Source organism: Pedobacter sp. Bi126 (assembly GCF_918698245.1).
GTDB lineage: Bacteria > Bacteroidota > Bacteroidia > Sphingobacteriales > Sphingobacteriaceae > Pedobacter.
The window spans coordinates 1-23,632 of the sequence record NZ_CAKKMS010000002.1 but is presented as its reverse complement, the minus strand read 5'-3'; the positions used below and the strand labels follow the sequence as shown (position 1 = coordinate 23,632).

Genomic DNA, 23,632 nt, shown 5'->3' with positions numbered 1-23,632 from the left:
CAAGGTTCATAATAAGGGTGTAAATTTGGTTTTTGACTAGTTAAGTCAAAGCTTTATTGTTGAGCGTTTGGCCATTTAGAAAGCCATTGAGTTATAATTACGCGCAACAACAACGCATTCGCATTGATTCATGGTCATTCGAACAATGGATAGCGTAGGTAGAAAATGAAAGAAAGTAAAATTTATTCATATCGTTATTTGCAGGTGGCAGGCAAATATAATATTTAATTCTATAAATCCTATAGAATTTATAGATTAATAAATCAATTATCCCCTCCATAGATATAAGTAAAGATTAATTATCAAAAAGCTTAACCAATAGTCAATGCTTCTCTTTACTATTTATAAATTCTCCTGATCAAACTTGGTAAAGCAATGAGCAGTAAAGGCATGGCCACTATAAAACCACCAATAACAGCAATGGCTAACGGTTGATGCAATTGTGCACCAGCTCCTATACCTAAAGCCAAAGGCATTAAGGCGATAATTGCCCCAAGAGCAGTCATTAATTTTGGCCGTAAGCGGGTGGAAATAGCAAAGGTTATGGCGTCATCAACACTTTGTTTGGCAAGGGATTTTTTAAACTGTAAAAAAGTAAATATGGCATTCTCGCCGATAATACCCACAATCATGATTAACCCGGTGTAACTGCCCACATTGAGTGGTGTATGGGTTAAAAACAAGGCTAAATAACTCCCTGAAATGCCCAGCACCGAGATCAATAAAATGAGAAAGGCAATTTTAAAATCTTTGAATAGAAATAAGATTACACTAAACACCAACAAACTCGATGCAATAAGAATGGTGAGCAGTTCGGAGAACGATTGTTGCTGTTCTTTATATGCACCGCCATATTCGATATGATAACCCGAAGGCAGGTTTACGTTGGTATTTACGGTTTTCTGAAGGTCTTTCATTACACTACCAAGATCGCGGTTATCGAGCCTTGCAGTAACTACCCCAATGGTTTGCAGGTTTTCTCTTGCTACTTCGGCAATTCCTGCTTTAAGATCAACCCTGGCCATTTGCTGAATGGGCACCGCTGTTCCATCAGGCAAGAAAATTTTAAGCTTGTTGATATCGGCCACGCTGAAAGTTCTGCTTCCGGGGTAAACCATGCGGATGGGTGAAAGCTGTTGTTTATCGTATAAATCGCCAATTAAAGTTCCCTGCATTGCGGTTTGGACCTGCGATTGAAAAGATACCGGACTAACACCATATTGCGCCAGCATAGTAAAATTGGGTTGAATATTTACCGTTGGCCCGGAGCGTACAATACCATCAAACACATCTGCTGTACCACCTACGTGCGAGACCAGATCAGCTACCTTTTTAGATAAAACCTGCAGTTTTTCCTGATCATTGCCAAAAATTTTCACCTCGACGGGTTGTGTGGAACTCATTAGATCGCCTAACATATCACCAATTACCTGCCCGAAGTCGATTACCAATGCAGGTTGCGTATTTTCGATATGCGTGCGGATCTCCGAGATCACTTCTTCTGTACTTTTTGTCCTATTATGCTTTAGCTGGATCAGGTAATCGCCAGTATTTGGTTCGGTAATAAAAAAACCCATCTGTGTTCCCGTTCTTCGCGAATACGCCTGAACATCTGGAATTTTAACAATCTCCTTTTCTACCTGTTTAAGCATCCTGTCGGTTTCTTCAAGCGACGTACCTGGAGGTGAAGCATAATCCAAAACAATACTACCTTCATCCATTTCAGGGAGAAATCCGGTTTCTAAACGTGGGAAAACGAGCAGAATCGATGCGATCAGCCCGAGCATAAATATGATCGAGATATAAGGTCGTTGTATAAAATAACGCACCCAGTTTTGCGGTTTAACCTCATGTACGACTACTTTTTTGCTGGTTGCTGCATGACTGCCCCCTTTACGGGTAAGCAAAAGATAAATCACAGGTAAACCTATCCAGGTAACAAAGAAGGAACAGACCAGGGTAATGATCATGGTATTGGTCATCACCTGAAAATAAGAACCTGCAACACCCGTCATCAGTACAAAGGGGACGAATATCACGATGGTACTGATGGAGGAACCTAACATGGCCGGAAAAAGATAACTCACCGCCTTGCTCAATAACCTCATGGTCAATTCTTCGGGGTGTTCTTCGTGTGTGCGATGGATCTGCTCTACCACCACTATAGCATCATCTATAATTAAACCTATGGCTGCTGCAATGGCGCCAAGGGTCATGATATTGAGCGAATACCCAATAAAATATAGTGCAATTATGGTTAAACAAAGCGTAACCGGGATGGTGATTAAAATGGTAACACTTGCTTTGAACGATCTCAGAAAAACAATAGCCACCAAAATGGCCAATGCCAAACCGATTAATAAACTGTCGCGTACACTTTTTACCGATTCGTTTACAAAATCGGCCTGTACGTAATAAGGTTTAACGCTCACGCCTGCTGGTAGGATGCGTTTCAATTGTTCTACTTTGATAAACATCTCGTTAGAAAGATCAACCAGATTGGCATTGGGCTGTTTAATTACTGCAATCAGGATTCCATCTTTCCCGTTGGCATTGATGCGCGTATATTCTACACTCTGCTGAATATTTACCTTAGCAACATCCATTACCTTAATAATCCGGTTACCCTTTCTGCTCAACACCAGATTTTCCAGATCGTTTTTGTTTTTTACAGTAGCATCGGTTACAGATAGGTACAGGTAATTGTGATCGGTGAGGTAGCCGTTAGATTTTATAAAATTGGTTTGGCTGAGTGCATTGCTTATCTGATCTGGGGTAATGCCCAGCGCCTGCATTTTCTGTACATCTAACTCCAGCCAGTACTCTTTGCTCTTACCGCCAATTACGCGAATCTCAGAAACGCCATCAACCTGCGAAAGAAAGGGTTTTACGGTATAGGTTGCAATTTTTTTCAGTTCAGCAGATGAGTAATTGTGGCTTTCTAAACTGTAGCCACTTACCGGAAGGATAGACGGATTCATCTTCTCTACCGAAATATTAACCCCAGTCGGCAACGAAGCACTAATTTTGGCAATCTGCGATTCTATGCGCTGCTGACTCAGATCGATATCGGCACCGGGGTTCATAAATGCTGAAAGCTCGCAACTGCCCCTACTGGTAGTACTTCTAACCAATTGAAGATCGGGTACCTGTTTTACCGCATTTTCTAAAGGCCGCGTTACCGTAACCACCATCTTATCAACCGGCTGTAATTCTGCATCGGCAATAATTTTGATCTTTGGAAAAGTAATTTCTGGAAAAAGCCCTGTTTTTAGCTGACTGAAAGCATATACTCCGCCAACCATTATAATGAGCAATACCGCTAGGATTGGGTTTTTATGAGAAATGAAAAACTTGTTCATGGCTACTTCTGGATTTTAACTTTGGCGGTATCGGCTATTCCATAATTGCCAGCCGTAATAATCCGGTCGGTTTTCGAAAATTTAGGATCGAGCACTTCAATTGTATTTTGGTTTTCGATGCCTTTTTTCACTTTTATCCTTACCGCTGTTGAATCGTTGATCAGCTTCATTACCCAAAACTCATCTTCGGTCTCGTTGGCCAATACCGCCGATTTTGGCAATATTTGGGCCCGTGCATGGTTTACTTTCGTTAACCTCACTTTCGCAATCAAACCTTCAGGAATATCTTTACCTGCTCCCACTTTAAGGATATAACGTTGGGTCTGTGCAGATGAATCTACAGCAGGCATTGTTCCTGAAACTGTTCCGGTCATTTTGGTTCCATCCGGTAGGAGGATAACCAGGCTTCTATTCTGATTAATCAGCTGATTGTATTCGTAAGGCAGATCGAGCAGAAAAACAAGACTATTGCCGTTGCTGATGGTAGCCAAAGCTTCCCCATCCTGCACATAATCTCCTTTCTGATGATTTACCTGGATAATTGTTCCGGCCTGATCTGCCCTGATATTGGATATACCAGAAAATTTAAACCCGGCATCTAGCTTATTTACGCTATTGCCAATCGATTTTGCTTCTTTGGTGATTAAACTAAACAACAGTTGATGGCTCCCCACCTGCTTGCCCAATATGGCCTGGGTACTTTCTACATAACCGTTGATATTTGCCTTTACAAAACTTTTCTCCAGATAGGCCGAAACCGCCGAAAGTTCCACAAATTCTGAAAGAGAACTATCTCGAACAGTAGTCACCTGAACAGGTGTAATTGGCGAAGGCTCATCTACAGTTTCTGCAGGGGCCGAATGATTACATCCCGAAAAAACAAACAGCGTGGCAATACCACTACACATTAATTTTAGATAGCTATTCATGATTATCGGTTCCAGTAATTAAATTGGTTGATCAGTTTTAAACGGTTAATATTTGTTTGGCGTAATAAATTTTGAGCGGCCATATAATTGTTGATTGCAATAACAAAATCGGCCACTTTTAAATCACCGGTATGCATCAATTTGCTGTCTACCTCGATCAAACCCTTGCTAAAACGGATCTGCTCATCAATTTTTGGAAAGAGTGCCTCAGTCTGGTTAATCTGCTGACGGATCAGGTTTAGCTGTTGTTGTTGCTGGCGGACAAAAAAATCGCGATAACCGGATATGGTTTTAGCAGAAAGACTGAGTTTATTATACTGCATTTTTTTCTGATGGCCATCGTAAATCGGAACAGAAAAAGTAAAACCAATACTTGCCCCAAAATTTTTATATGGCTGCAATACAAATGAAGAATTATAACCCCCATTTGCGTACACCCCAAGTTTGGGCTTATAGTTGAAGTTGATCGCGTTTTTTTGATTGCTGTTTTTTAAACTATCGATATCAAAACGTTTGTTAAAAAAGCCTCGATCCATCGAGGTGCTGGCGGTCTGCAATTGGGGATCGGTTAACTTAACCTGTATGGTATCGGCAATGCCTGCTAAATAGTTTAACGTGGCATAATCATTTTTAAACTGCAGTTCGGCCTGTTTTACTACCAGTTGCTGTTGTTGTAAGGTAACCAGAAAAGTTAAATACTCTGATTGTTTGTAAATATTGCTTCTGGTTAATTTTTTAAGCAGTGCTTCTTCTTGTTGGAGCAGCGTAACCACTTCCCGATTAAAATCTACCTGCTCTTGACTGGCATAGGCTAGAATATATTGATCGGCAATAGATCTTTGCAAATCATATAGTGAAAGTTGCCCTGCATATTTAATGGAATCGCTTTGGATTTTAATCCCCTCGAGCTGGTTATTGATCCGTTTTCTGTTCAACAGGTCGTAATTTACGTTTAGCAAAGCCTCCAGCGCCTGTCCATTGGTAAGCACTTCATCGTAACCATAACCATGCACAATTGGCGCATACATCCCCGTAGAACTGGCTGTAACCTGCGGCCCTCCGGTAGCCCGAACAATCAAACTATCTATCCCTGCAGAACGTTGTTGGTTCTGAAAATCTTTAAGTACCGGACTTGTAAATTCAACCTGTTTTAAATAATAATCGAGACTTTTTGACGGGACTTGGGCTGCTGCTCCCATTACCCAAAAAGTAAACAGGCATAAAATCAGGTATTTAAACTTTATATTCATTTTTGGATGATTTCAACTCAAAAAATATGGCACAATACTAAAATCTGCCCGAAAGCATTAAACCCGTGCTACCTTGTTGATGGAAAGGCATAAACGTAAAATTCCCATCTTTTTTTGTGGTAAAAAGGCTTTTGATATATGGATAAACAAGGTAGGATATCTTTGTAGAAGCAATCCCAAATCCAGCACCTGCCACCACATCACTAAACCAGTGTTTGTTGTTGTACATCCGCAATGTTCCGGTGGCGGTGGCGACAAAATAACCGGCATAGCCAATCCATGGGTTAACCTCTTTATACTCCTGGTGTAGAAATTCTGCCGCCATAAATGCAGATGCGGTATGCCCGGAGGGAAAAGAATTTTCTCCATTTCCATTTGGTCGCGCTCTACCTACGCCCTGTTTTACAAAATGAGTAGAAACACCCATAATTGCAGCGGAGGTGACATATAACATCGAAGCATCAAATAAGTTATGCTTGCCTTTTATACCCGACAAATTAAGTGCGTATACTGCAGCAGCAGGTGCAAATTGGATATAGTCATCAACATGAGCTGCAAATAAAGGATGGTCTTCCTGTAATTCTGCTTTGGTACTTACATCAAGTTGTTTTAATGCACCATGATCGTAAACAGCGGCAAAACCATAACCAGCAAGTAAAACTGGTGCAATAAATGCCGCCGCCTGAAACTTTCTTTTTGGAATCGGATGACCAGTGTACCATCGCCCTAGAGAATCTGTAGGGATATTTTTAACCGAATCTATATTTTGAGTGTACTTAATATCTGTAGCAGCATAAGTTTGACTTTTGTAACTACCCATTATCAACAGCACCCCTAAAAACCTTTTCATAGTTTAAATTTTAATCAAAACTATAATCGAATTGTGGAGGAATCCTGAAGTTATGAGTGAATGAAATTATTTTTTTAAAATGGATGCTTGTATGAAGTAATCAATAGCGAAAGGTGGTAATACGCATCACACCTAAAGGTCTTCGGGAATCTTCTCAAATCTGCGGGCAATAAAAAAATATGACAAAATGCTTCATCTTAAGCCTCCCGCAGATAGCGCTGATCTACGCAGAAAATGTTAGGCGCTGTAGGATTGCTTCACCTCCTTTATCTTATCCCCTTTCTTCAGTAATGACTTTCTGTATGGGTAATCGATAGTGACAGGTGGTAACACCCATTAACACAGTGAAACAATTTCAATATGACGATGCAAAAAAAATGAGCTGGTTAATCACCAAAATAAACAGTAAAAACATGTTCATCACTTTCTTCGTGATAATCAATACAAAAGCCATAAAGGTTACAGATCTGTTTGGTTATGGCTAACCCAAGCCCCATGCCTTCAGACTCCACAGATTTTGAAAAACGATCGAATATTTTGGTTTGCAGATGACCAGGGTTTCCTGAATTGGAAATGGTTAAGCCCTGCTGATTGAGTTTAATAAGAATGTGCCCACCACTTACATTGTGCCGTACGGCATTGCTAAAGAGATTGTTTAGCAAAACATCAGCAAGGTATCGACTCATTTTAACCTCAACCGGGGCAAGATCTTTTGTCAGGATCAGTCTGTCTTTTTCCAATAATTCCTGAAACTGGCGAGTCTTTGCCTCTACCATTTCTTTGAGTTCGATGTTCTGAAAATCGGGAATCAGGTTGTTTTCAATTTTGGCCAACAATAACAGTGATTGATGCAATCTTGATAGTCTGCCTGTAGCATGATAAATATCTTCCAATAATGCACCCTGCTGCTCGGTAAACGACTCTGTTTGCAGCAAAGAATCTAATTTAGAATTAATTACAGCTAATGGAGTCATCATTTCGTGCGAGGCGTTATCGGTAAAGCTTTTAAGTTCCTTATAGTCTTGCCGTACCCTTTCGGCCATTGCATTTACAGACTTATTAAGCTCGTTAAACTCATCAATTTTAGTTGGCTCTTGTTCAATAGTATCCATTCGGCTTACTTCGAAAGCTTTCATCCGATTCAAAATAGAATAAAAGGGACGCCAAAGGCTGCTCAGTACAAATCGGTTAATCAGCAATAAGGATAAAAGTAAAACAACCGTAATTCCGAGTGTTATCAAAAGAATGATTCTAATAAGGTCTTCTGATTCTACCCTCGATTTAGTTATGGTTACCTCAATGGTCTTACCCCCTAAGTGTACAACCGTAATCAGACTTCTCCCAGGTTCGTTTTCACGTTCTTTTGGGTTAAAATAAATTGTATTTAGAAATTCTCTTTCAGAAATAATCCCACTTAGTGTTTTATAAGATATCTGTTGATCGAGATAACTTGCAGGCAGCGGAAGTTTATGAAAAGTGTTTACATACTGGTTAATTTCATTTTCTTCAACAGCTAAATCGCGATCTAATTTTTCGGTTAAAATAAAATGGATTACGACATAATAAATAATCCCTGTAATGATTAATACAACAATAGAGGTCAAAATATTTGCCTTGTTGTAACGGTTGGAGAGTTTCATATATCGCCAAATTTATAGCCAATTCCATAAACAGAACGAAGATAGTCAGCTGATCCAGCTTCGAGTAGTTTTTTACGGAGATTCTTTACATGAGTATAAATAAAATCAAAATCATCCGATAAATCCATTTCATCACCCCAGAGATGCTCGGCCATAGCATTTTTAGTAACCACTTTATTGCGGTTAGAAAGAAAATATACCAGCAGATCGAACTCTTTTTTGGTGAGTATTACCTGATTGCCTTTTACATTAATTTTCATTGCTGAAACATCTACAGTGATCTCGTTGAAATGAATAACATTGTCACCATCAAAATTTTTCCTGCGGATAATAGCACTTACACGTGCTTTAAGTTCTGACAAATGAAAAGGCTTAACCAAATAATCGTCAGCACCAAGATCGAGCCCTGCAAGTTTGTCATCTAAAGAATGGCGCGCGGAAATAATGAGTACACCATCTCTTTTTTTCAGTTGTTTAAGCTTGGTTAATAATTCCAGTCCTTCGCCACCAGGCAAGCCCAAATCTAATAGAATACAATCGTAACTATAAAGTGATATTTTCTCGTTGGCAGCAGCAAAATCTGAAACATGCTCGCAAATGTTGCCTTCTCCAGTAAAATAGGCAAGTATACTCTCTAGTAAAGCCTGTTCATCTTCAATGACTAAAATTTTCATTGCTTAATCATTTTGTTATTTAGTTGGACATAAAGTAATCATTAAAACCGGAAAATTAAAAATGCCTTTCCAAACCAGTTAGGTAAAACCGCTGTATCAATTTTTCTATGTTCAGATTTTTTTTCTTCTGCAATGTCTGTTTACCAAAGGTGGTAAAGTATTCATGCCCTACAAGCATTTTGAGATTGATTGCATCCCATTCCATGTCACTATATACCAAACGAAGGTTTTCTTCCCATTCTCTTTTCAACCTGGCGGCAAAAGCGATATAGTTTGGAAGGGAAAAATGATAGAAATCGGCATCGCATATAATTTTCTCCAAATCGTTGTTTGGTAGTTGGGGATATTTTGTAGCGAGAATACAGTTGCTTACCACTTCTATCTGATCGCGTTTAAGACCACTTTCCAGTAAAAATTCATAAGCAATTTTGACACTGGCCAGTTCATGGCCGGTATATTGTTTAGTATAGCCCACATCATGTAAAAAGGCAGCCAAAATAAGCGTCAGCAATTCATTTTCACTCACACCATTTTGCTTACCAATAATTTTAACGCCCTTTACCACTAACAAGGTATGCTCAAAGCTATGAAAGTACATGCTTTTTGGCAGCTCCTTTTCAAAAAGTTCTTTAACAAAGGCTTCAACCTTTTTTAGCAATATTTCCTGCTCTCTTTCCATTTATCAATCTTATAAATAGTACAATGGTATTTATCAATTCTGAAGAAAAACTGTAGCATGAATTTCTGTTACCAAGACCTGGAAACCTGTTTATTTCCATTATATTAATAAATTGTTAACTGTAATACTTAAATGATACCTTTAGGCACTAACCAAACCTTCAGAATTCCTTCAGAATTGAAACCTACATTCGCCAACTACAAAGTTTGGCAAGTTAATTTCAAACTCTGGAATCATCATTAATATGAGCATTAAAGAAAAAACAAATAAATTACTCCGTCATAGATTTGGAACAGTTCTTTTAGTCACTGCGCTATTGTGCAGCATATCGTTGATTACGAGACTTGCTTTATTAATTTATAGCGCATCTGGTGTTGATTGGTCGATACTGAATCTCCTTAAAATCCTGGTTATTGGTCTGTTTTATGACCTTGCTGCTGCATCTTTTGCGGTAATTCCGATTGTAATTTACCTATGGTTGCTTCCTTCTAAATGGTATGCCAGCAAATTCAATAAAGTATTATTGTTCATTTATTTTTTCTTTGTTGTTTTCACGCTGATTTTCAATGCCATTTCAGAATGGTTCTTCTGGGAAGAATTTTCAGTGCGTTATAACTTTATAGCTGTCGACTACCTGGTGTATACCACAGAAGTTATTGGAAATATTCGCCAATCGTACCCGATCAACAGCATTATGGTAGGCTTGGTCATCATCACAGCATTAATCGTTTATCTTTTAAGAAAACCTATCACAACATCTGCCGCCAATAAAATCAGTTTCGGCAAACGAACCATAATTGCCTTGATTCTTTTGTGCCTGCCTGTTCTTACTTATTTTGGGGTGAGCCATAGATGGAAATACCACAGTAAAAATCAATATGTAAATGAGCTTTCGGGCAATGGCATGTACGATTTTGGATTTGCATTTTGGAACAATCAGCTCGATTACAATACTTTTTACAAAATCCTCCCGATTAAAAATGCCGAATCTATTCTGAGCAATTTGCTTCAACAAGATTCTACTGCCAAAAACGGAGCATTTAAAAATACATCCAGAACCATCAATAATGCAGGCATTGAAAACAAAATGAATGTTGTGCTGATTAGCGTAGAGAGCTTAAGCGCTGAATTCTTATCTGCATTTGGCAATACACAGCATATTACGCCCCAACTCGATTCGCTTGCAAAAGAAGGCTTGCTCTTTAACAATTTATACGCTTCGGGAACGCGTACGGTGCGCGGTTTAGAAGCACTTTCACTTTGCATCCCACCTACCCCTGGGCAATCGATCGTTAAACGTCCGGATAATAAAAACTTATTCACTTTAGGTAGCATATTTCGTTCGAAAGGCTACAATAGCAGGTTTATTTATGGCGGTTATGGGTATTTCGATAATATGAACGAGTTCTTTTCCAACAACGGTTACCAGGTAACGGACAGGAGCTCCCTTCAGGATTCAGAAATCCATTATTCAAATATCTGGGGTGTTGCTGATGAAGATTTATTTACACTTTCGTTACGCGAACTGGATAAAGATTATAAAGACAAAAAAACCTTCTTCGCACAGATTATGACGGTTTCGAACCACCGTCCGTACACTTACCCCGAGGGGAGGATTGATATTCCATCACACACCGGCAGAGAAGGCGCAGTTAAATATACCGATTACGCTATTGGTAAGTTTATACGGGAAGCAAAACAGAAACCTTGGTTTTCGAACACCTTATTTGTTATTGTTGCTGATCATTGTGCTTCGAGTGCCGGTAAAGTACAGTTACCGGTAGATAAATATCATATCCCAATGATTTTTTATAGCCCAGGGCATATTGCCCCAGGCAAATTTGAAAAACTTACCGCACAGATTGATATCGGCCCAACCATTTTGGGTTACCTGAATTTCAGTTACGACAGTAAGTTTTTCGGTCAGGATGTATTTAAAATGAGAGATAGCGAAGAAAGGGCATTTATAAGCACCTACCAGAGTTTAGGCTACATTAAAAATAATAAACTGGTTATTCTCGATCCGAATAAAAAAGCAACTACTTACAAACCCGATTTTACTAACGGAAATGCTGTAGCCATACCAGCAGATCAGAAATTGATTAATGAGGCTATATCCAATTACCAGATGGCATCGTACCTCTACCAAAATGGCTTGTACGGTTTTGAGTCTAAAAAGAAACCCTAATAAATTTAACCATGGGCATAAATATTGGGTTACTGGTCTGGAAAGAAATGAAAGCAAAATCGATGAGTAGAGACCAACTAGCCGAAAAAATAAGTGTTAGCAAACACCGGGTAGATACTTTACTTAAATCGACCTCGGTAGATACCAATTTATTAACAAGGATCTCTATTGCGCTTGGTATTAATTTTTTCGAATACTACCGCAAAGATGAAGACCTGGCTCAATTTGAAATCGATATCCTTGCCCAAAGTGATGAGGAGCTTAATGAGCTTAAAAATTTAATCAAAGAAAAAAATAAATTGCTCGAACTTTACGAAGAAACCATTAAAAGCCAAAAGAAGATTATTGGCACACTAGAAAATCTTCGGAAACACTAACAATAAATTTAATTTAGCTTTTAACTGCAGCAAGTTCAGTTTTGATGAACTGGCTGCAGTTATTATTAGGCTTCCAGTTTCCACTTTTTTGCCAATTCGGTATTAAATCCATCATTTTCCTTAGGATTTGGCTCTCCCTTTCCTGTAGTAATCAACTTATACAAGCTTTCTTTTATGTAGTTAGTCCAGGCTTCCCTGCAAATTTCATAACATTCGTACTGCGGTACCAAGCCCTCGTGTGTAAATGTTACAGCGGTTTGTTCGCCTCTTTTAGTAATATCAAAAACCAACTTCGTACCAATCCATTCGCTTTTATCGGTTGTAAACTTAAAATAGTTATCCAATATCAGCCATACTACTTTTTGATCTGGAATAATTTCTATTAATTTCATTTTACAGTAATGAATATCTCTATAATGATAAACGGATTCGGCGTTAATGATATCGGTAGCTCCTTCAATGGCTTCCGACCACCATCCGCTAACATTGGTAATTGCATTAAATGCTTCATTCGGACTTTGATCTACCAAAATGGTGGCTGTAAAATCTTGCTTTTCCATGGTTCTGCTATTGTTTAATTTAAGATTGATTAATATAAAACAAAGTTAACTGCAATATGCATTGCAAACAGGGTGTAAAATAGACATTGTAGCGGGTTGATTTGGACAGCTTTAAGTTTTATCTTTATAAGAAAAATAGATTGATTTAAAACGATTAAGATGAAACACATTACCATCCTTGTACCCGACGGCCCGAACAACTTAAGTAGTATTGTTGGTTCGTACAAAATACTAAGCAGGGCTAATGCCTATTGGCAGGAAAACGGCAAAACACAGTTATTCAAAATTGAGTTGGCAGGTATTTCCAAAGCCGTCGATTTTTATGATGGTTTGTTTTCGGTGAAACCGCACAGACATATTTCAACTATAACCAAAACCGACCTTGTGATTATCCCCTCTTTAAATCACAACTACCAACAGGCAATGGAAGGAAACAAAGAACTAATCGGATGGATTGCCGCGCAGTATAAAAACGGCGCCGAAATAGCGAGCGTTTGCACCGGTGCATACCTATTGGCATCAACTGGTTTATTAGACGGAAAAACCTGTTCTACTCATTGGATTGTAGCTGATAATTTTAGTAAAATGTTTCCAAAGGTAAATTTACAGCCTGATAAACTGATTACTGATGAAAATGGCATTTATACCAATGGAGGAGCATATTCTTTCTTAAACCTCCTTCTTTATCTGGTTGAAAAATACTTCGACAGACAAACAGCCATTTTCTGTTCAAAGGTTTTCCAAATTGAGATGGACAGGCAAAGCCAATCGACCTTTATTATTTTTAAAGGGCAAAAACTGCATGGCGATGAAATGGTAAAAGAAGCACAATATTATATCGAAAACCACCTGCAACAAAAAATATCTGTAGAAGACTTATCTACCAAGTTTGCGGTTGGCAGGAGAAGTTTTGATAGAAGATTTATCAAGGCAACGGGAAATACACCAATAGAATATTTGCAACGCGCTAAAATAGAATCGGCTAAAAAGGCTTTAGAAAGCACCAGAAAAACCGTTAATGAAGTAATGTATGAGGTGGGTTATGCGGATGTAAAAGCTTTTAGAGAGGTATTTCGCAAAATTACAGGAGTTTCTCCATTGGAATATCGAAATCGGTACAACAAGGAAATGGTAATGTAAAATCATCAGGTAATACGCTCTTGCTACCTGATGATTAATTAATTGATATATACTTATAAATTATCCAATATAAAAGGTTAAAAAGCTTATCCTGCATAAATCAACATCATGCTTTTTTTCTTTTTTTTCGATACCTTTAATAAGTGCCCTCCCATTTGCCAAGCAACAAAGCTTTAATGACCATCTAAATAAACCAAACTAACCTTTATTAATACATGGCTACTGCAATTAATAAGTATAAATCCTTATACCTATGGATGCTTATACCAATGATTTTCATGCAACTTGGTATTTTTAAAGACTACTGGGGCGATTTCTCAGACAATGCCTGGTCAGTTCACATCCATTATTGGACAGGCACCATCTGGTATCTTTATTTAATACTCCAACCGTATTATGCAACGCATGGACAAATCAGCAGGCATAGAACAAATGGAATCATAGGTATGTTCATCGCTGGTGGTGTATGTTTAACTGCCTTAAGTATGATGAACAGGGATATAGTAACGACAGAAAAAGCATTGGCATTACCGGAACGATTTGGACCATTTCAACAATGGTTCTTCTTTGGAGTAGCAGCGGTTGAAATTGTAATGATGACTGCATTCGCCTTTGCGATTATTAAAAGCATTATTCATAGAAAAGATATCGAAAACCATGCTTGGTGGCTAATAACTACCGTATTCCTCATCATGATGCCCGCCCTTGGGCGTGGAATACAAGGCGTATATATTGGTATTCATATGAAGGAATGGCCCAATATAAATATCATGACTCCCATTTATTATACCCAAATATTAATCATCGGTATGCTGTTATTGGGCGCCTGGAAGTATGAAAAACTTAAACATCCAGCTACCTGGCTCGCCGTAGGGGTGAATTTATTCATTTTCCTTTTAGAACCGCTCGGAAGGTCTGAAGCGATGCAAACGTTTTTAAAAGCGTTGATAAAAGGATAAATAAAGCTTTGCCTTGATGCGCCAGCCTTTCAACAGTCTGTCAAAATAATTGTTTATAAGACTTCAATTCTTCTTCATTTGATATAATCGGCAAACGGATTAGTGCAAATTTGGCTTTTTCTACAAGCAAAAAACATACAATCATTTGATTTACTAGCCAGAGTGTCCGTAATTATCTAAACTACGCTACACATTTATTGGAAAGTGGAACTTATTTGCGGAATACACAATATTGTTAAGGACTAGCGGTAGCAAAACGACAAAAATTGGCACACGAGTACCAAAATTATGAATAAATAAAAAAATCCTTACGATGATCTACAATTTAATATATTAGCAATGCAAAACCAGCAAATCTATAGCTCCTATACAAAACTTATAGCTTCATTGGAGAATGTTTATGGTTGATATAAGAATGTTTAGGGCATCATAAAACAACAACAACTTGACAAGAAAAATCAAAATATCAAACATAATCTACGGATTAATAGTTGCTGTTTTTCTGTTGGACGAATTGACCAGTTTTGACATTAAAAGTCAAGCCATAAAGTCGTTCATTTATCTTGGACTTTTAGTTGGAACACCTTTGGTATTAGTAGGAAACTCCCTTTTCCTTAAGACCAAAGTTCAAAAAATTATTGGAACGATATTTCCGGCAACTATTTTTATCTTAATTATGATTGTTGGTCCTATGAAATTTATATCTCTACCAGCTAGTGCTTGGCGAACGCAGACAGTCTTATATCAAAATAGGCATCTAGGTTTTAAGACTGTAGAATTTCAAATGCTAGACGTTGGATCTTTTGGTTACAACAAGCGGACCGTTGAAGTTCTCTATTTGACACCATTCTTTATGATTGTAAGTGAGGTTCCAAACGACATAGAAAAAAGAGTTGAGTGGATAAAGATAAACAAGGAAGTTAACGAACTTGAACTTAAATATTAATAACGCCCTATAACAGCACCTTGGCAATAGAGGTGGAGAATTCTTCTACAATCTTTCAAACCTTTTGGTCGTTTTATCGAAACCGCCACCATGTGTTCGATAGGTTTGACACGAAAGGATTCTAACAGGAAATGTTTTTTTATTTAATTATAAGCATAGCAGAATTACAGTATAACAGAAAACCACCTCTATGCTAAATAAAGATGGTTTTGGATTTCTGTGATCGCTGGGATTCGAACTTGGTTCAAAAACCTGCATTTATTCAATATCCGGGCTGGTTTTATAATCCGAATTCCCGAATAACACACCTTTTTTCATAATACTTTTTAGCTGCAATGCTATTATTAAATACATATACGAAACAATAGTTTTTAATACCATTTCAACTCCAAGATCTTTGCCGGACTTTGCCACAATTCTATCATTCTTCATGCGCTCATATGCGCACCAGCGAGGGCCTGTGAGATATCTAAAACAACAGATACTAAAGTTTTTGGTGATGCTTTTTTATATAATTATAAAAACTATCGTCGGTATTGACAATAATAGTCCCTTCTTCTGTTCTGCCCTCATTAACATAAAAAATTACTTTCTTTTTGGTATCAATTTTTATAGTATCTCCCAATGACATAGCGCGGACGTGAATGTCATATATTTCGGCCCTATCATTCTTAAGCATACAATAATAATATTCATTTTTTGAGCGTGGGTCATACATTTTAACGTTAGATTTTAACACCCTCAAATTTGCAACACCAAAACCATTATAACCTTTAACCTTATCAATTTTATATACAACCCCTATGACTTGCAAATTCAAGTTTTCAAAAGCTAATCTATTTAACCTATTTCTATTCCAATTAAAATAAAACAATCCGATTGATACAAATATTAGTCCTGCTAAAAAATAGATTATGTTTTTCATAGCGTTATTTTAAAAGGTAATTAACCAGACCAGAGGTAATGGGATATTGATCATTCATATATCTGCCGGCCAAGCTTCTCTTTGCTGTTGGTGTCTAATTATTGAGCAATACGGAACTAAAATGGCCTTTAAAAACTGAACCAGCATTCACACTTTTCCTAACAATAGCTTTAAAATCTATAGATACCCCTAGCAATTCAAGTGAACAAATATAGCAGGAAGGGCAACAATTATGAATATGCGTGCTCCAATCCAATAAAAGAAATTAATATTTTCATGAGTAAATGTTGATAATCCATAAGGAAAAACTAAACAAATTATTATTGCCAAAATTGCTGTTTAAATATTCCCATTACATCTTATCTGCCCCCAATTGTAGCGTTTATAATTGATTGAACAAATTTATTCTATTGTCCATTCATTAGTTATAATAGTTTGTTTCGATATGTCATATGCAAATTCAGCTGATCTCTGCTTGTGGAAGGGAAAGTGTTTAATTTATAATTTGGCCTTAGCAAGACGCTAAGGCCAAATTAGGGGTATTTATTATTCTCCGAAATCAAGCTGTTGCGCCTATTGGATGGAGCATCCTAAATAAGCAAAGCCCAACATTTCTACTTGGCTTTGCTACAATTTTATTCATTTCTCACACCACAGACATGCGCCAGCGAGGGGATAGTGTCTAATTTATAAATTTAAGACGTTAAGACAAGTTGGTTAATCTATCAGCAATCTCTTTTTCAAAATAATCAACTATAATAAGGACATACTTTTCACCATCACTTAATTTGATAGCTCTATTTTTAAGGTCAAAAATTTTGGTCACTGGATATGATGTCTTATTAATTTTAAAATCGTTCATACTAAAAGAAAATCTCTTAGAATCTCTATTAATCCAAAAAGGGACATAAAAAGGAAATGTTTCTACAACAATTTCCTTCTCTCCAAACATTATATTTTTGGCAGTAATGTTGATCAGATTTCCGTTAGGTACTATTTGAGAATATTGTAAGCATAACAGAATAATCAGGATAATTATTTCGCAAAAAACAAAAACTAGATCAAAAACTTTCCCAGCTACTAAAAAGCCATAAATTGCGCTTATCAAAAATAAGATTATACCAAAGAACAATCCGCGTTTTAATCTTTTTTTCTCATCTAAAATCAAGCTATTTAATGCAATATTAGATTCGTAAATCATATTATTTCTTTGGTTTTAAGAATTCATTTGTATAATAATCCATTGTATATGCCTCAGTGATACGCTCGCGACTGCAGCAGTTGCACTCAATGTGGTTGCGCTCCAATTTGTTCCCGTAAAATACATTGTTAAAGAGTCATTTCCTAAACCTAAATACGTAAGGCAAAAAAGATATCACAAGCAGACCTGGCTAAGGAGGCGAGCGTTTCCCGCGAGATTATCGGGCGCTATGAGCGCAACGCGGTTTCACCGTCTGTTGATGTGGCTAAAAAGATCGCTGATGCTTTAGAAGTATCTTTGGATTACTTCGCTGGGGGTAGTGATAAGACCGCTTTTGACAAACAGACCTTAAAACTGATTGATGAGATCGAGGAACTCGAACCCGCTGTTAAAGATAAACTCATTTTCCTGGCTAACGCCATTATCCGCGATGCTAAAACCGGTAAGGCTTACGCTCATTAAACAACAAAAGCCCGGCGCATGGCCAGGCTTTGCTTTCTACAGTAATTCCCTTATTTCGGCCAAGCGGAATGCTTAGCCGGGAGGTGACACTAACACTCTACTCAATTTGTTCTTTAAAGGAATAGAATCCTGAGTATCCTGAATAATAAGCTATGTAATAGTTGTCAACCATTATTTTAATCACAGTATTATTCACACTTGGGTCGGATGTGGTATTCCTCCACTCGTTGCCTATTCGCTTTAGGTATTTCCGCTTAATGTGACTAAGTCCATATTTTTGATATTCTTTCATTATGAGTACGTTTCCCTTAATAAAAGAGCTATAATCTTTTGAAGTCAAATTACTATATGATATTTTCTTTTCAATTAGCTTATAAATAAAATCCCTATAGCTTAAAGCATTTTTATTTTTTAAGTAATATCGATACAGTTCATTATTTGTAGCTAAATAATAATCGTAAGGATTTTGATTTTTTTGAGTGGGTATTACTATATAAAATCGAGCCTTAGGATTAGCATACAATGCTTTAACGAAACTTTCCTTTGAAGGGTTTTGAGTGTGAACATTGCATATAAGCCATGAAAATAGAAGTAAATATTTCATTTATTTGTTTTTTATTGGCACTCCGCCATAAGTGGTTCTTTCTTTTTTACCCTCTTCCTTCCTTATCTTATTTTCAAATTTAACAGCTCGTATTTCTCCTTTTTTTGAAGCGGAAGACTTTGTATTCGCCTCACCTTTATTATTTCCCTTTAAATTATCATATGCATGAGACAACTCGTGGCCTACAAGAATTTCGGATTCTACAGTCTTTCCATCTTCTCCTTTAACAGTATAATCTAAAGAAATAATTGACCCTGTGCTTTTACCTTCGTTTACAGCTGAAGGATCTTCGGGATATGTTATACCCCCATCATACCCCGCTTCAAAGGAAACCTTCTCTTTACTTGTTTCAAGCGTCTTTAAGACCGACTTCACTGTAGGATCTTTCAACTTGCTTAATGTCTGTAATGCACTTAATGTTTTTGTAACAAACGCATCTTTTCCTTTGTATACTTTACCATTTTCTTGATACAACTGACCATTTCTGTAAGTCAAATCACCTTTCATCGTTGGAATAACAATTTCGCGCCCATCTTCATCAATGAACCTTAATGGATTATTCGCAACGTAAGCGTATGGTGATAAAAGTTGATACTTCTCCGCCAGCGGATCAACACTTGTCCACCTGGCAATTTCAGGATCATAGAACCTTGCCGCGCAATCGTATTTTCCCAGTTGTTCCTGCAACTCCCTGCCGTTGTAAAGATGTTTATTATTGTTTGCCCCTGCAAGTCCTGTTTTACGGAGCCCAAATGCATAATAGTCATCACGTTGCAGTACCTCCAACTGGTTTGTTGTTGGGTTTTTATAAAAAGTAGCCCGCACATTGCCTAAATGATCACTAAGGTTATATTCGTAGCTGTAACTGCCATTACTGTTACGCGCAATTCCCTCTTCTGTCTGGATAAAATCGATGCTTCCATTGGTATATTGAATACCATCCACATAATCGGTAGCAGTTCCTCCGCTCTGTTTTTTCCTACTGCACTGTAAGTATAGCTCAGATTCTGGCTTCCACTTACTGTTTGTGGCAGGTTGAGGAAATTGTAACCTAAGGTAATATTCTTTTGACTGTCACTTTTCAGGTTGCCATTGGCATCATAATCATAACTGCTATTGGTAAAACCGCTTATTGCTTTCAACCCCATTATGGTTGAGATTATTCAATATGTGGTCACTTGCCATTGATCTGCGGCAAGATATCATATAAATTTGGTCTTAGTGAGACGATAAAACCAGGTAGGATTCTCTAGGCTTTAGCCGCCGGCACCGACCCTATAACGGGAAAAGTGTTTTCTGCAGATAGCCCATACAACCAGCCCGAAATCATCAGGGCATTATTCTTCGCCATTGATCAACTCGAAGCCCTAGCCAAAAAAGGAAACCAGGGTTTAGCCTGGAGTGTAGAAGAAGATGCATTGCTGGCGCAACGTTTCAACGATGGCATCAAGATTACACAACTTGCCAAACTACATTAACGGACTTATGGAGCCATTAAAGATAGACTTCTCAAACTTGGACTACTCAAGAAATAGCAAAGCCCGGCAATTTTTACAATGTAAAAATTGCCGGGCTTTGCTTTACTATAACGAAGGTTATTCCGGAACTTTAGAAACCCGATAATATGTATTGTTTTGAAGTTTCATACATTCTATGGCACCGCTTGCTTTACATTTTTCAATTGTTATTTCAACAGGCTCTTTTGAAGTTTGAGGAACTTTAATACTCTTCCCCCCCTCCAGTACAAGTTCCTCTTTTTGAAAGCCCATAGCCCCTTGAACCAAACTACCTCCAATAATTTCTGTTCTAGATTGTATGTATAGATATAGCCTATTCCCTAATAATTTATAAGTACCCTCGACACTTAATATCCTCGTCCTATCGTCGTATCCATCAAATTTATAAATAAACTTTCCATTGGAAAAAAAATTATAATTAGCCAACAAAGCTGATCCTGTTTTAGGCGTTGAAACTTGCCAAACGCCAATTATTGTCTTGTTAGTAATTTTTTGCGAAAAAGCATCGCTAACAAAAACACTAAAAAACGATAATACTACATAAAAAATATTTTTTTTCATCTGTTAATAATTAAAATCCACTTGGTGGCCATGTCCCAAACTGATTCTGATTTTTCAGTTGTGGTTGGATATTTGGATTTAAGATAAAATATTTTACTGGCTTATTTCCAAAAACTTCTTTAATGGATTTAAACCCATTACTCACACCAACATTTGCAACCTCTCCTTTAGCCAAATTATCCCCTACACTTAGCGTTACCACATGTCCACTATGCCCCGCTTTGGGATTTATATAAGAGATAACAGCCAACCCTCCATTTTTAGCTACGTCCATTGCAAATGATTTATCTGTTGCTACATAAGCACCTGAAGCATCTAATTTCGGTGCCATATCATTAGCTCTGCCAGTTATTAACTGATCATTGTTCATTTTTATACTAAACCCAGGGTCTGTTGCCGAAGCAACAGATTTCATAATATTTTGTGTCGCAAAATTACAGTAAGTAGGTTTTGAATTAGGGCCAGGCTCTAACGCAGAATTAGAATTATTTAGGTTTTGTCCTTCTTGAATCAATGTCTGCAAATTTGGGGAAGCATCTGGATCATTTTCAGAGCCATTGACACCTATAAACTCATAATATTTTCCTGTTCCTGTTCCTGCAATCTGATAAATAGCGTTTGATCCATCTTCAACACGTTTAATAAGGTTAAATTTTTCATCGTAAAAATCAGATGGCGGTACTGCCATCATTCCATCAGGGTCCACAAACCTTATGGGGTTGTTGAAACCATAATTATAAGGGGAATGTCTCCGCATCTTCTCCGCCAAAGGATCCACCACATTCCACCTACCTATTACCGGATCATAGAACCTAGCGCCGTAATCGTACTGCCCTAACTCCTCCTGCAACTCCTTGCCATTATAAAGATACTTGTTAAGCCCCGCTTTTGCAACTGGGTCTTTTCTCAGTCCAAATGCATAGTAGTCGTCGCGTTGCAGTACCTCTAATTGTCCAGTATTGGGGTTTTTATAGAAAGTAGCCCTCACATTGCCCAGATGGTCGCTCAGGTTATATTCATAACTGTAACTTCCTGTGCTATTGCGCGCAATCCCCTCTTCCGTCTGGATAAAATCTATATTTCCATTGGTGTACTGGATGCCCCCAACATAATCAGTAGTAGTTGCTCCATTCTGTTTTTTCAGTTTTGCACCAGCTGCACTGTAGGTATAATTCAGGTTCTGGCTTCCGCTTACTGTTTGTGGCAGGTTGAGGAAATTGTAACCTAAAGTAATATTCTTTTGACTGTCACTCTTCAGGTTGCCGTTGGCATCATAATCATAATTGCTATTGGTAAAACCGCTGATCGTTTTAAGCCTGTTGCCTTCGTAAACCGTATAATTATTCGTGCCAAAATTATCTCGGGTCAAACTGGTAATATTGCCCATTACATCATAAGCAATAGCTTCTCCGAGATTATTTCCTGCTGTAGCATTTGTCAGTCTGTTCAGCTTATCGTAGCTATAACTGAAAGCATTTGATGCACCGTTGGTATAACTCTGACCGGAAATATTGCCATTGAACTGTGGTAAAGTGCCATCGTTATATTTCAGTTCCATATTGAACTGATCGGATGTACTGTTCTTCATCCAGCCGCGCTCATTATAAGCAAAAGTAGTCGCCTGGGTATCGTTATGCAGGTTCTTTTTGTTCAGCTGCCCGATCTCGTTGTATTCCAGGTGGTTCAGCGCCACCTCTCCCTGGCTGTTGATGTTTTCAAAAGTAGCGATTTTACGGCCCATATGGTCGTATTCGTAACGGTTGACTACTGTTGTTGCCGTTCCATTTGCGGTGTGCGTGCGGGTGCTGGCGGTAAGCTCACCAACAAAGCTGTAGGTATTGTCTACCACATCGGTACCGTTCAGGTGGTGTTCGCTCTTGCTCTGTACTACTCGTCCTTCAAGATCGTAGTAATTTACCGTAAGCAACATCGCTCCGGTACCCAGGTTTTTCACCTTGCTGCCCGTAAGCAGGCTCTTGGTGCGTGCTGCCGGAGCCTGGCTGCCTGTAGGGAGGCCAAAACTGTTGCCCGGAAAATCATAATCATCGTAATAGTTCAGTACGTAATAATCGCCGATACCGCCCTGTGGGATGGCATCGTTGCTATAACCGGTCTGTGTATTTGCTGCATCACGCTTTTCATAGGCAGCAGTTACGTCTGCGATATCCTGATAAGAAACCCTATAATTGGTTCCAGACTGGCCGTTATGTAAATCGTCAATATACCGGCCGTTGATCACGACCCTGCCAAAGGCATCATATTTAACAAAATTCCATTCCTGTGGGCTTTTACCACGCTGGTTGGCATCCTGGCTCATCACCACCTGGTCGAGTTTATTGTATACCATAAACTCCCAGCCCTTGCCGGGGATCTTTTTCTCGACAAGTCTTTTGCGGCCATCGTAACGGCAGCCGTAGATAAACTGATCGAAAACGGTTTGGGTTTCATCAAAGCTGTTTAGCGCGGCCTGTCCGTTCTCGTTTACCGCTGGGGGCAACACATAACGCAGGCTGCCCAGGTCATCATAAACATAATAGGTGCTGAGGCTTTTGCCATCTGTTTCCCAGATCCGTTTCAGCACTAGGCGGCCTTCAAAATCCTTGAATTCTTCTGTAGTACCCGCTTTCAGGTCGCCTGGTACCCAGTTTTCGTCCTTACTGATGGTTTTGTACAGTTTGCCTGGTCCGTAAACCGTTGCTGCTGCGCCATTATCAGTACCATTGATTACCCAAAGCTTCACCTCGTTTTCAAGGTTCGTGCCGTACGCTGCCTTTATAGTATGCCCCCCGCTGATCTGCCAGGCTTCAC

The 23,632-nt window shown here is 38.3% G+C and carries 22 protein-coding genes; 7 read left to right on the top strand and 15 right to left on the bottom strand.

The genetic code is table 11. The annotated features are described in order from the left end of the window. Window positions 1-338: 338 nt before the first annotated feature. The 7 genes from LQ201_RS05400 to LQ201_RS05370 all read right to left on the bottom strand — a co-directional run bounded on the left by LQ201_RS05400 (window position 339) and on the right by LQ201_RS05370 (window position 9,384). Complete coding sequence (locus LQ201_RS05400) at window positions 339-3,362, bottom strand: efflux RND transporter permease subunit (RefSeq protein ID WP_230139876.1); 3,024 nt, start codon at window positions 3,360-3,362, stop codon at window positions 339-341. Window positions 3,363-3,364: 2 nt separating this feature from the next. Further along, window positions 3,365-4,291, bottom strand: coding sequence for an efflux RND transporter periplasmic adaptor subunit (locus tag LQ201_RS05395; RefSeq protein ID WP_230139870.1), 927 nt, complete (start codon window positions 4,289-4,291; stop codon window positions 3,365-3,367). A gap of 2 nt (window positions 4,292-4,293) precedes the next feature. After that, entirely contained in the window at window positions 4,294-5,541 is a 1,248-nt protein-coding gene (locus tag LQ201_RS05390) for a TolC family protein (RefSeq protein WP_230139868.1), read from the bottom strand. A 37-nt stretch (window positions 5,542-5,578) separates the two neighbouring features. Beyond that, window positions 5,579-6,391: a phosphatase PAP2 family protein gene (locus LQ201_RS05385; protein WP_230139866.1), complete on the bottom strand. Its 813-nt coding sequence runs from the start codon at window positions 6,389-6,391 to the stop codon at window positions 5,579-5,581. Window positions 6,392-6,777: 386 nt separating this feature from the next. After that, entirely contained in the window at window positions 6,778-8,031 is a 1,254-nt protein-coding gene (locus tag LQ201_RS05380; protein WP_230139864.1) for a HAMP domain-containing sensor histidine kinase, read from the bottom strand. Next, window positions 8,028-8,705 carry a response regulator transcription factor gene (locus LQ201_RS05375; protein WP_230139862.1) on the bottom strand — a complete coding sequence of 226 codons (678 nt, stop codon included), beginning with the start codon at window positions 8,703-8,705 and terminating at the stop codon, window positions 8,028-8,030. The genes LQ201_RS05380 and LQ201_RS05375 overlap by 4 nt, the downstream gene beginning before the upstream one ends. Window positions 8,706-8,760: 55 nt before the next feature. Next, the gene (locus LQ201_RS05370) at window positions 8,761-9,384 is read right to left on the bottom strand and encodes an HD domain-containing protein (RefSeq protein ID WP_230139860.1); all 624 of its coding nucleotides are present in this window, start codon (window positions 9,382-9,384) and stop codon (window positions 8,761-8,763) included. Window positions 9,385-9,628: 244 nt separating this feature from the next. On the opposite strand from LQ201_RS05370, the gene LQ201_RS05365 reads away from it, so the two are divergent. Together LQ201_RS05365 and LQ201_RS05360 are read left to right on the top strand one after the other, a co-directional pair. After that, window positions 9,629-11,572, top strand: coding sequence for an LTA synthase family protein (locus LQ201_RS05365; protein ID WP_230139852.1), 1,944 nt, complete (start codon window positions 9,629-9,631; stop codon window positions 11,570-11,572). Window positions 11,573-11,583: 11 nt separating this feature from the next. After that, window positions 11,584-11,949, top strand: coding sequence for a helix-turn-helix domain-containing protein (locus tag LQ201_RS05360; RefSeq protein ID WP_230139850.1), 366 nt, complete (start codon window positions 11,584-11,586; stop codon window positions 11,947-11,949). A gap of 65 nt (window positions 11,950-12,014) precedes the next feature. On the opposite strand, the gene LQ201_RS05355 is transcribed toward LQ201_RS05360, so the two are convergent. After that, window positions 12,015-12,509 (bottom strand): SRPBCC domain-containing protein, encoded by a 495-nt coding sequence (locus LQ201_RS05355; protein ID WP_230139848.1) that lies wholly within the window; start codon window positions 12,507-12,509, stop codon window positions 12,015-12,017. 159 nt (window positions 12,510-12,668) lie between these two features. Here LQ201_RS05355 and LQ201_RS05350 point away from each other — a divergent pair, with 159 nt between their 5' ends. From LQ201_RS05350 to LQ201_RS05340, 3 genes are all read left to right on the top strand, one after another. Next, the gene (locus LQ201_RS05350) at window positions 12,669-13,649 is read left to right on the top strand and encodes a GlxA family transcriptional regulator (protein WP_230139846.1); all 981 of its coding nucleotides are present in this window, start codon (window positions 12,669-12,671) and stop codon (window positions 13,647-13,649) included. A gap of 215 nt (window positions 13,650-13,864) precedes the next feature. After that, a complete protein-coding gene (locus LQ201_RS05345; RefSeq protein WP_230139845.1) occupies window positions 13,865-14,608 on the top strand; it encodes a hypothetical protein in 744 nt (247 codons plus the stop codon). Between the two features lie 445 nt (window positions 14,609-15,053). After that, complete coding sequence (locus LQ201_RS05340) at window positions 15,054-15,554, top strand: hypothetical protein (protein WP_230139843.1); 501 nt, start codon at window positions 15,054-15,056, stop codon at window positions 15,552-15,554. 484 nt (window positions 15,555-16,038) lie between these two features. On the opposite strand, the gene LQ201_RS05335 is transcribed toward LQ201_RS05340, so the two are convergent. Both LQ201_RS05335 and LQ201_RS05330 read right to left on the bottom strand, forming a co-directional pair. Next, on the bottom strand, window positions 16,039-16,479 hold the full coding sequence (locus LQ201_RS05335; protein ID WP_230139839.1) for a hypothetical protein: 441 nt from the start codon (window positions 16,477-16,479) through the stop codon (window positions 16,039-16,041). A 703-nt stretch (window positions 16,480-17,182) separates the two neighbouring features. Continuing rightward, window positions 17,183-17,680 (bottom strand): hypothetical protein, encoded by a 498-nt coding sequence (locus LQ201_RS05330; protein ID WP_230139831.1) that lies wholly within the window; start codon window positions 17,678-17,680, stop codon window positions 17,183-17,185. Between the two features lie 153 nt (window positions 17,681-17,833). Here LQ201_RS05330 and LQ201_RS05325 point away from each other — a divergent pair, with 153 nt between their 5' ends. Continuing rightward, entirely contained in the window at window positions 17,834-18,142 is a 309-nt protein-coding gene (locus tag LQ201_RS05325; protein ID WP_256449174.1) for a helix-turn-helix domain-containing protein, read from the top strand. A 97-nt stretch (window positions 18,143-18,239) separates the two neighbouring features. Here LQ201_RS05325 and LQ201_RS05320 read toward each other — a convergent pair whose 3' ends face one another. From LQ201_RS05320 to LQ201_RS05310, 3 genes are read right to left on the bottom strand one after another with little or no spacing between them, the layout of a single operon-like run. After that, complete coding sequence (locus LQ201_RS05320; RefSeq protein ID WP_230139829.1) at window positions 18,240-18,746, bottom strand: hypothetical protein; 507 nt, start codon at window positions 18,744-18,746, stop codon at window positions 18,240-18,242. Further along, entirely contained in the window at window positions 18,747-19,532 is a 786-nt protein-coding gene (locus LQ201_RS05315; RefSeq protein WP_230139827.1) for an RHS repeat-associated core domain-containing protein, read from the bottom strand. A gap of 44 nt (window positions 19,533-19,576) precedes the next feature. After that, the gene (locus LQ201_RS05310) at window positions 19,577-19,888 is read right to left on the bottom strand and encodes a hypothetical protein (protein ID WP_230146610.1); all 312 of its coding nucleotides are present in this window, start codon (window positions 19,886-19,888) and stop codon (window positions 19,577-19,579) included. Between the two features lie 147 nt (window positions 19,889-20,035). On the opposite strand from LQ201_RS05310, the gene LQ201_RS05305 reads away from it, so the two are divergent. Then, window positions 20,036-20,224 carry a hypothetical protein gene (locus LQ201_RS05305; protein WP_230139823.1) on the top strand — a complete coding sequence of 63 codons (189 nt, stop codon included), beginning with the start codon at window positions 20,036-20,038 and terminating at the stop codon, window positions 20,222-20,224. Window positions 20,225-20,341: 117 nt separating this feature from the next. On the opposite strand, the gene LQ201_RS05300 is transcribed toward LQ201_RS05305, so the two are convergent. Together LQ201_RS05300 and LQ201_RS05295 are read right to left on the bottom strand one after the other, a co-directional pair. Further along, window positions 20,342-20,824: a hypothetical protein gene (locus LQ201_RS05300; protein ID WP_230139822.1), complete on the bottom strand. Its 483-nt coding sequence runs from the start codon at window positions 20,822-20,824 to the stop codon at window positions 20,342-20,344. Between the two features lie 10 nt (window positions 20,825-20,834). Further along, on the bottom strand, window positions 20,835-23,632 hold a 2,798-nt coding region (locus LQ201_RS05295; RefSeq protein WP_230146609.1), incomplete at its 5' end, for an RHS repeat domain-containing protein.

What these genes read in the sequence shown, in the direction of transcription:
- LQ201_RS05400 (WP_230139876.1), bottom strand. Translation starts at nt 3,362, where the DNA reads ATGAACAAGTTTTTCATTTCTCATAAAAACCCAATCCTAGCGGTATTG.
- LQ201_RS05395 (WP_230139870.1), bottom strand. Translation starts at nt 4,291, where the DNA reads ATGAATAGCTATCTAAAATTAATGTGTAGTGGTATTGCCACGCTGTTT.
- LQ201_RS05390 (WP_230139868.1), bottom strand. Translation starts at nt 5,541, where the DNA reads ATGAATATAAAGTTTAAATACCTGATTTTATGCCTGTTTACTTTTTGG.
- LQ201_RS05385 (WP_230139866.1), bottom strand. Translation starts at nt 6,391, where the DNA reads ATGAAAAGGTTTTTAGGGGTGCTGTTGATAATGGGTAGTTACAAAAGT.
- LQ201_RS05380 (WP_230139864.1), bottom strand. Translation starts at nt 8,031, where the DNA reads ATGAAACTCTCCAACCGTTACAACAAGGCAAATATTTTGACCTCTATT.
- LQ201_RS05375 (WP_230139862.1), bottom strand. Translation starts at nt 8,705, where the DNA reads ATGAAAATTTTAGTCATTGAAGATGAACAGGCTTTACTAGAGAGTATA.
- LQ201_RS05370 (WP_230139860.1), bottom strand. Translation starts at nt 9,384, where the DNA reads ATGGAAAGAGAGCAGGAAATATTGCTAAAAAAGGTTGAAGCCTTTGTT.
- LQ201_RS05365 (WP_230139852.1), top strand. Translation starts at nt 9,629, where the DNA reads ATGAGCATTAAAGAAAAAACAAATAAATTACTCCGTCATAGATTTGGA.
- LQ201_RS05360 (WP_230139850.1), top strand. Translation starts at nt 11,584, where the DNA reads ATGGGCATAAATATTGGGTTACTGGTCTGGAAAGAAATGAAAGCAAAA.
- LQ201_RS05355 (WP_230139848.1), bottom strand. Translation starts at nt 12,509, where the DNA reads ATGGAAAAGCAAGATTTTACAGCCACCATTTTGGTAGATCAAAGTCCG.
- LQ201_RS05350 (WP_230139846.1), top strand. Translation starts at nt 12,669, where the DNA reads ATGAAACACATTACCATCCTTGTACCCGACGGCCCGAACAACTTAAGT.
- LQ201_RS05345 (WP_230139845.1), top strand. Translation starts at nt 13,865, where the DNA reads ATGGCTACTGCAATTAATAAGTATAAATCCTTATACCTATGGATGCTT.
- LQ201_RS05335 (WP_230139839.1), bottom strand. Translation starts at nt 16,479, where the DNA reads ATGAAAAACATAATCTATTTTTTAGCAGGACTAATATTTGTATCAATC.
- LQ201_RS05330 (WP_230139831.1), bottom strand. Translation starts at nt 17,680, where the DNA reads ATGATTTACGAATCTAATATTGCATTAAATAGCTTGATTTTAGATGAG.
- LQ201_RS05320 (WP_230139829.1), bottom strand. Translation starts at nt 18,746, where the DNA reads ATGAAATATTTACTTCTATTTTCATGGCTTATATGCAATGTTCACACT.
- LQ201_RS05300 (WP_230139822.1), bottom strand. Translation starts at nt 20,824, where the DNA reads ATGAAAAAAAATATTTTTTATGTAGTATTATCGTTTTTTAGTGTTTTT.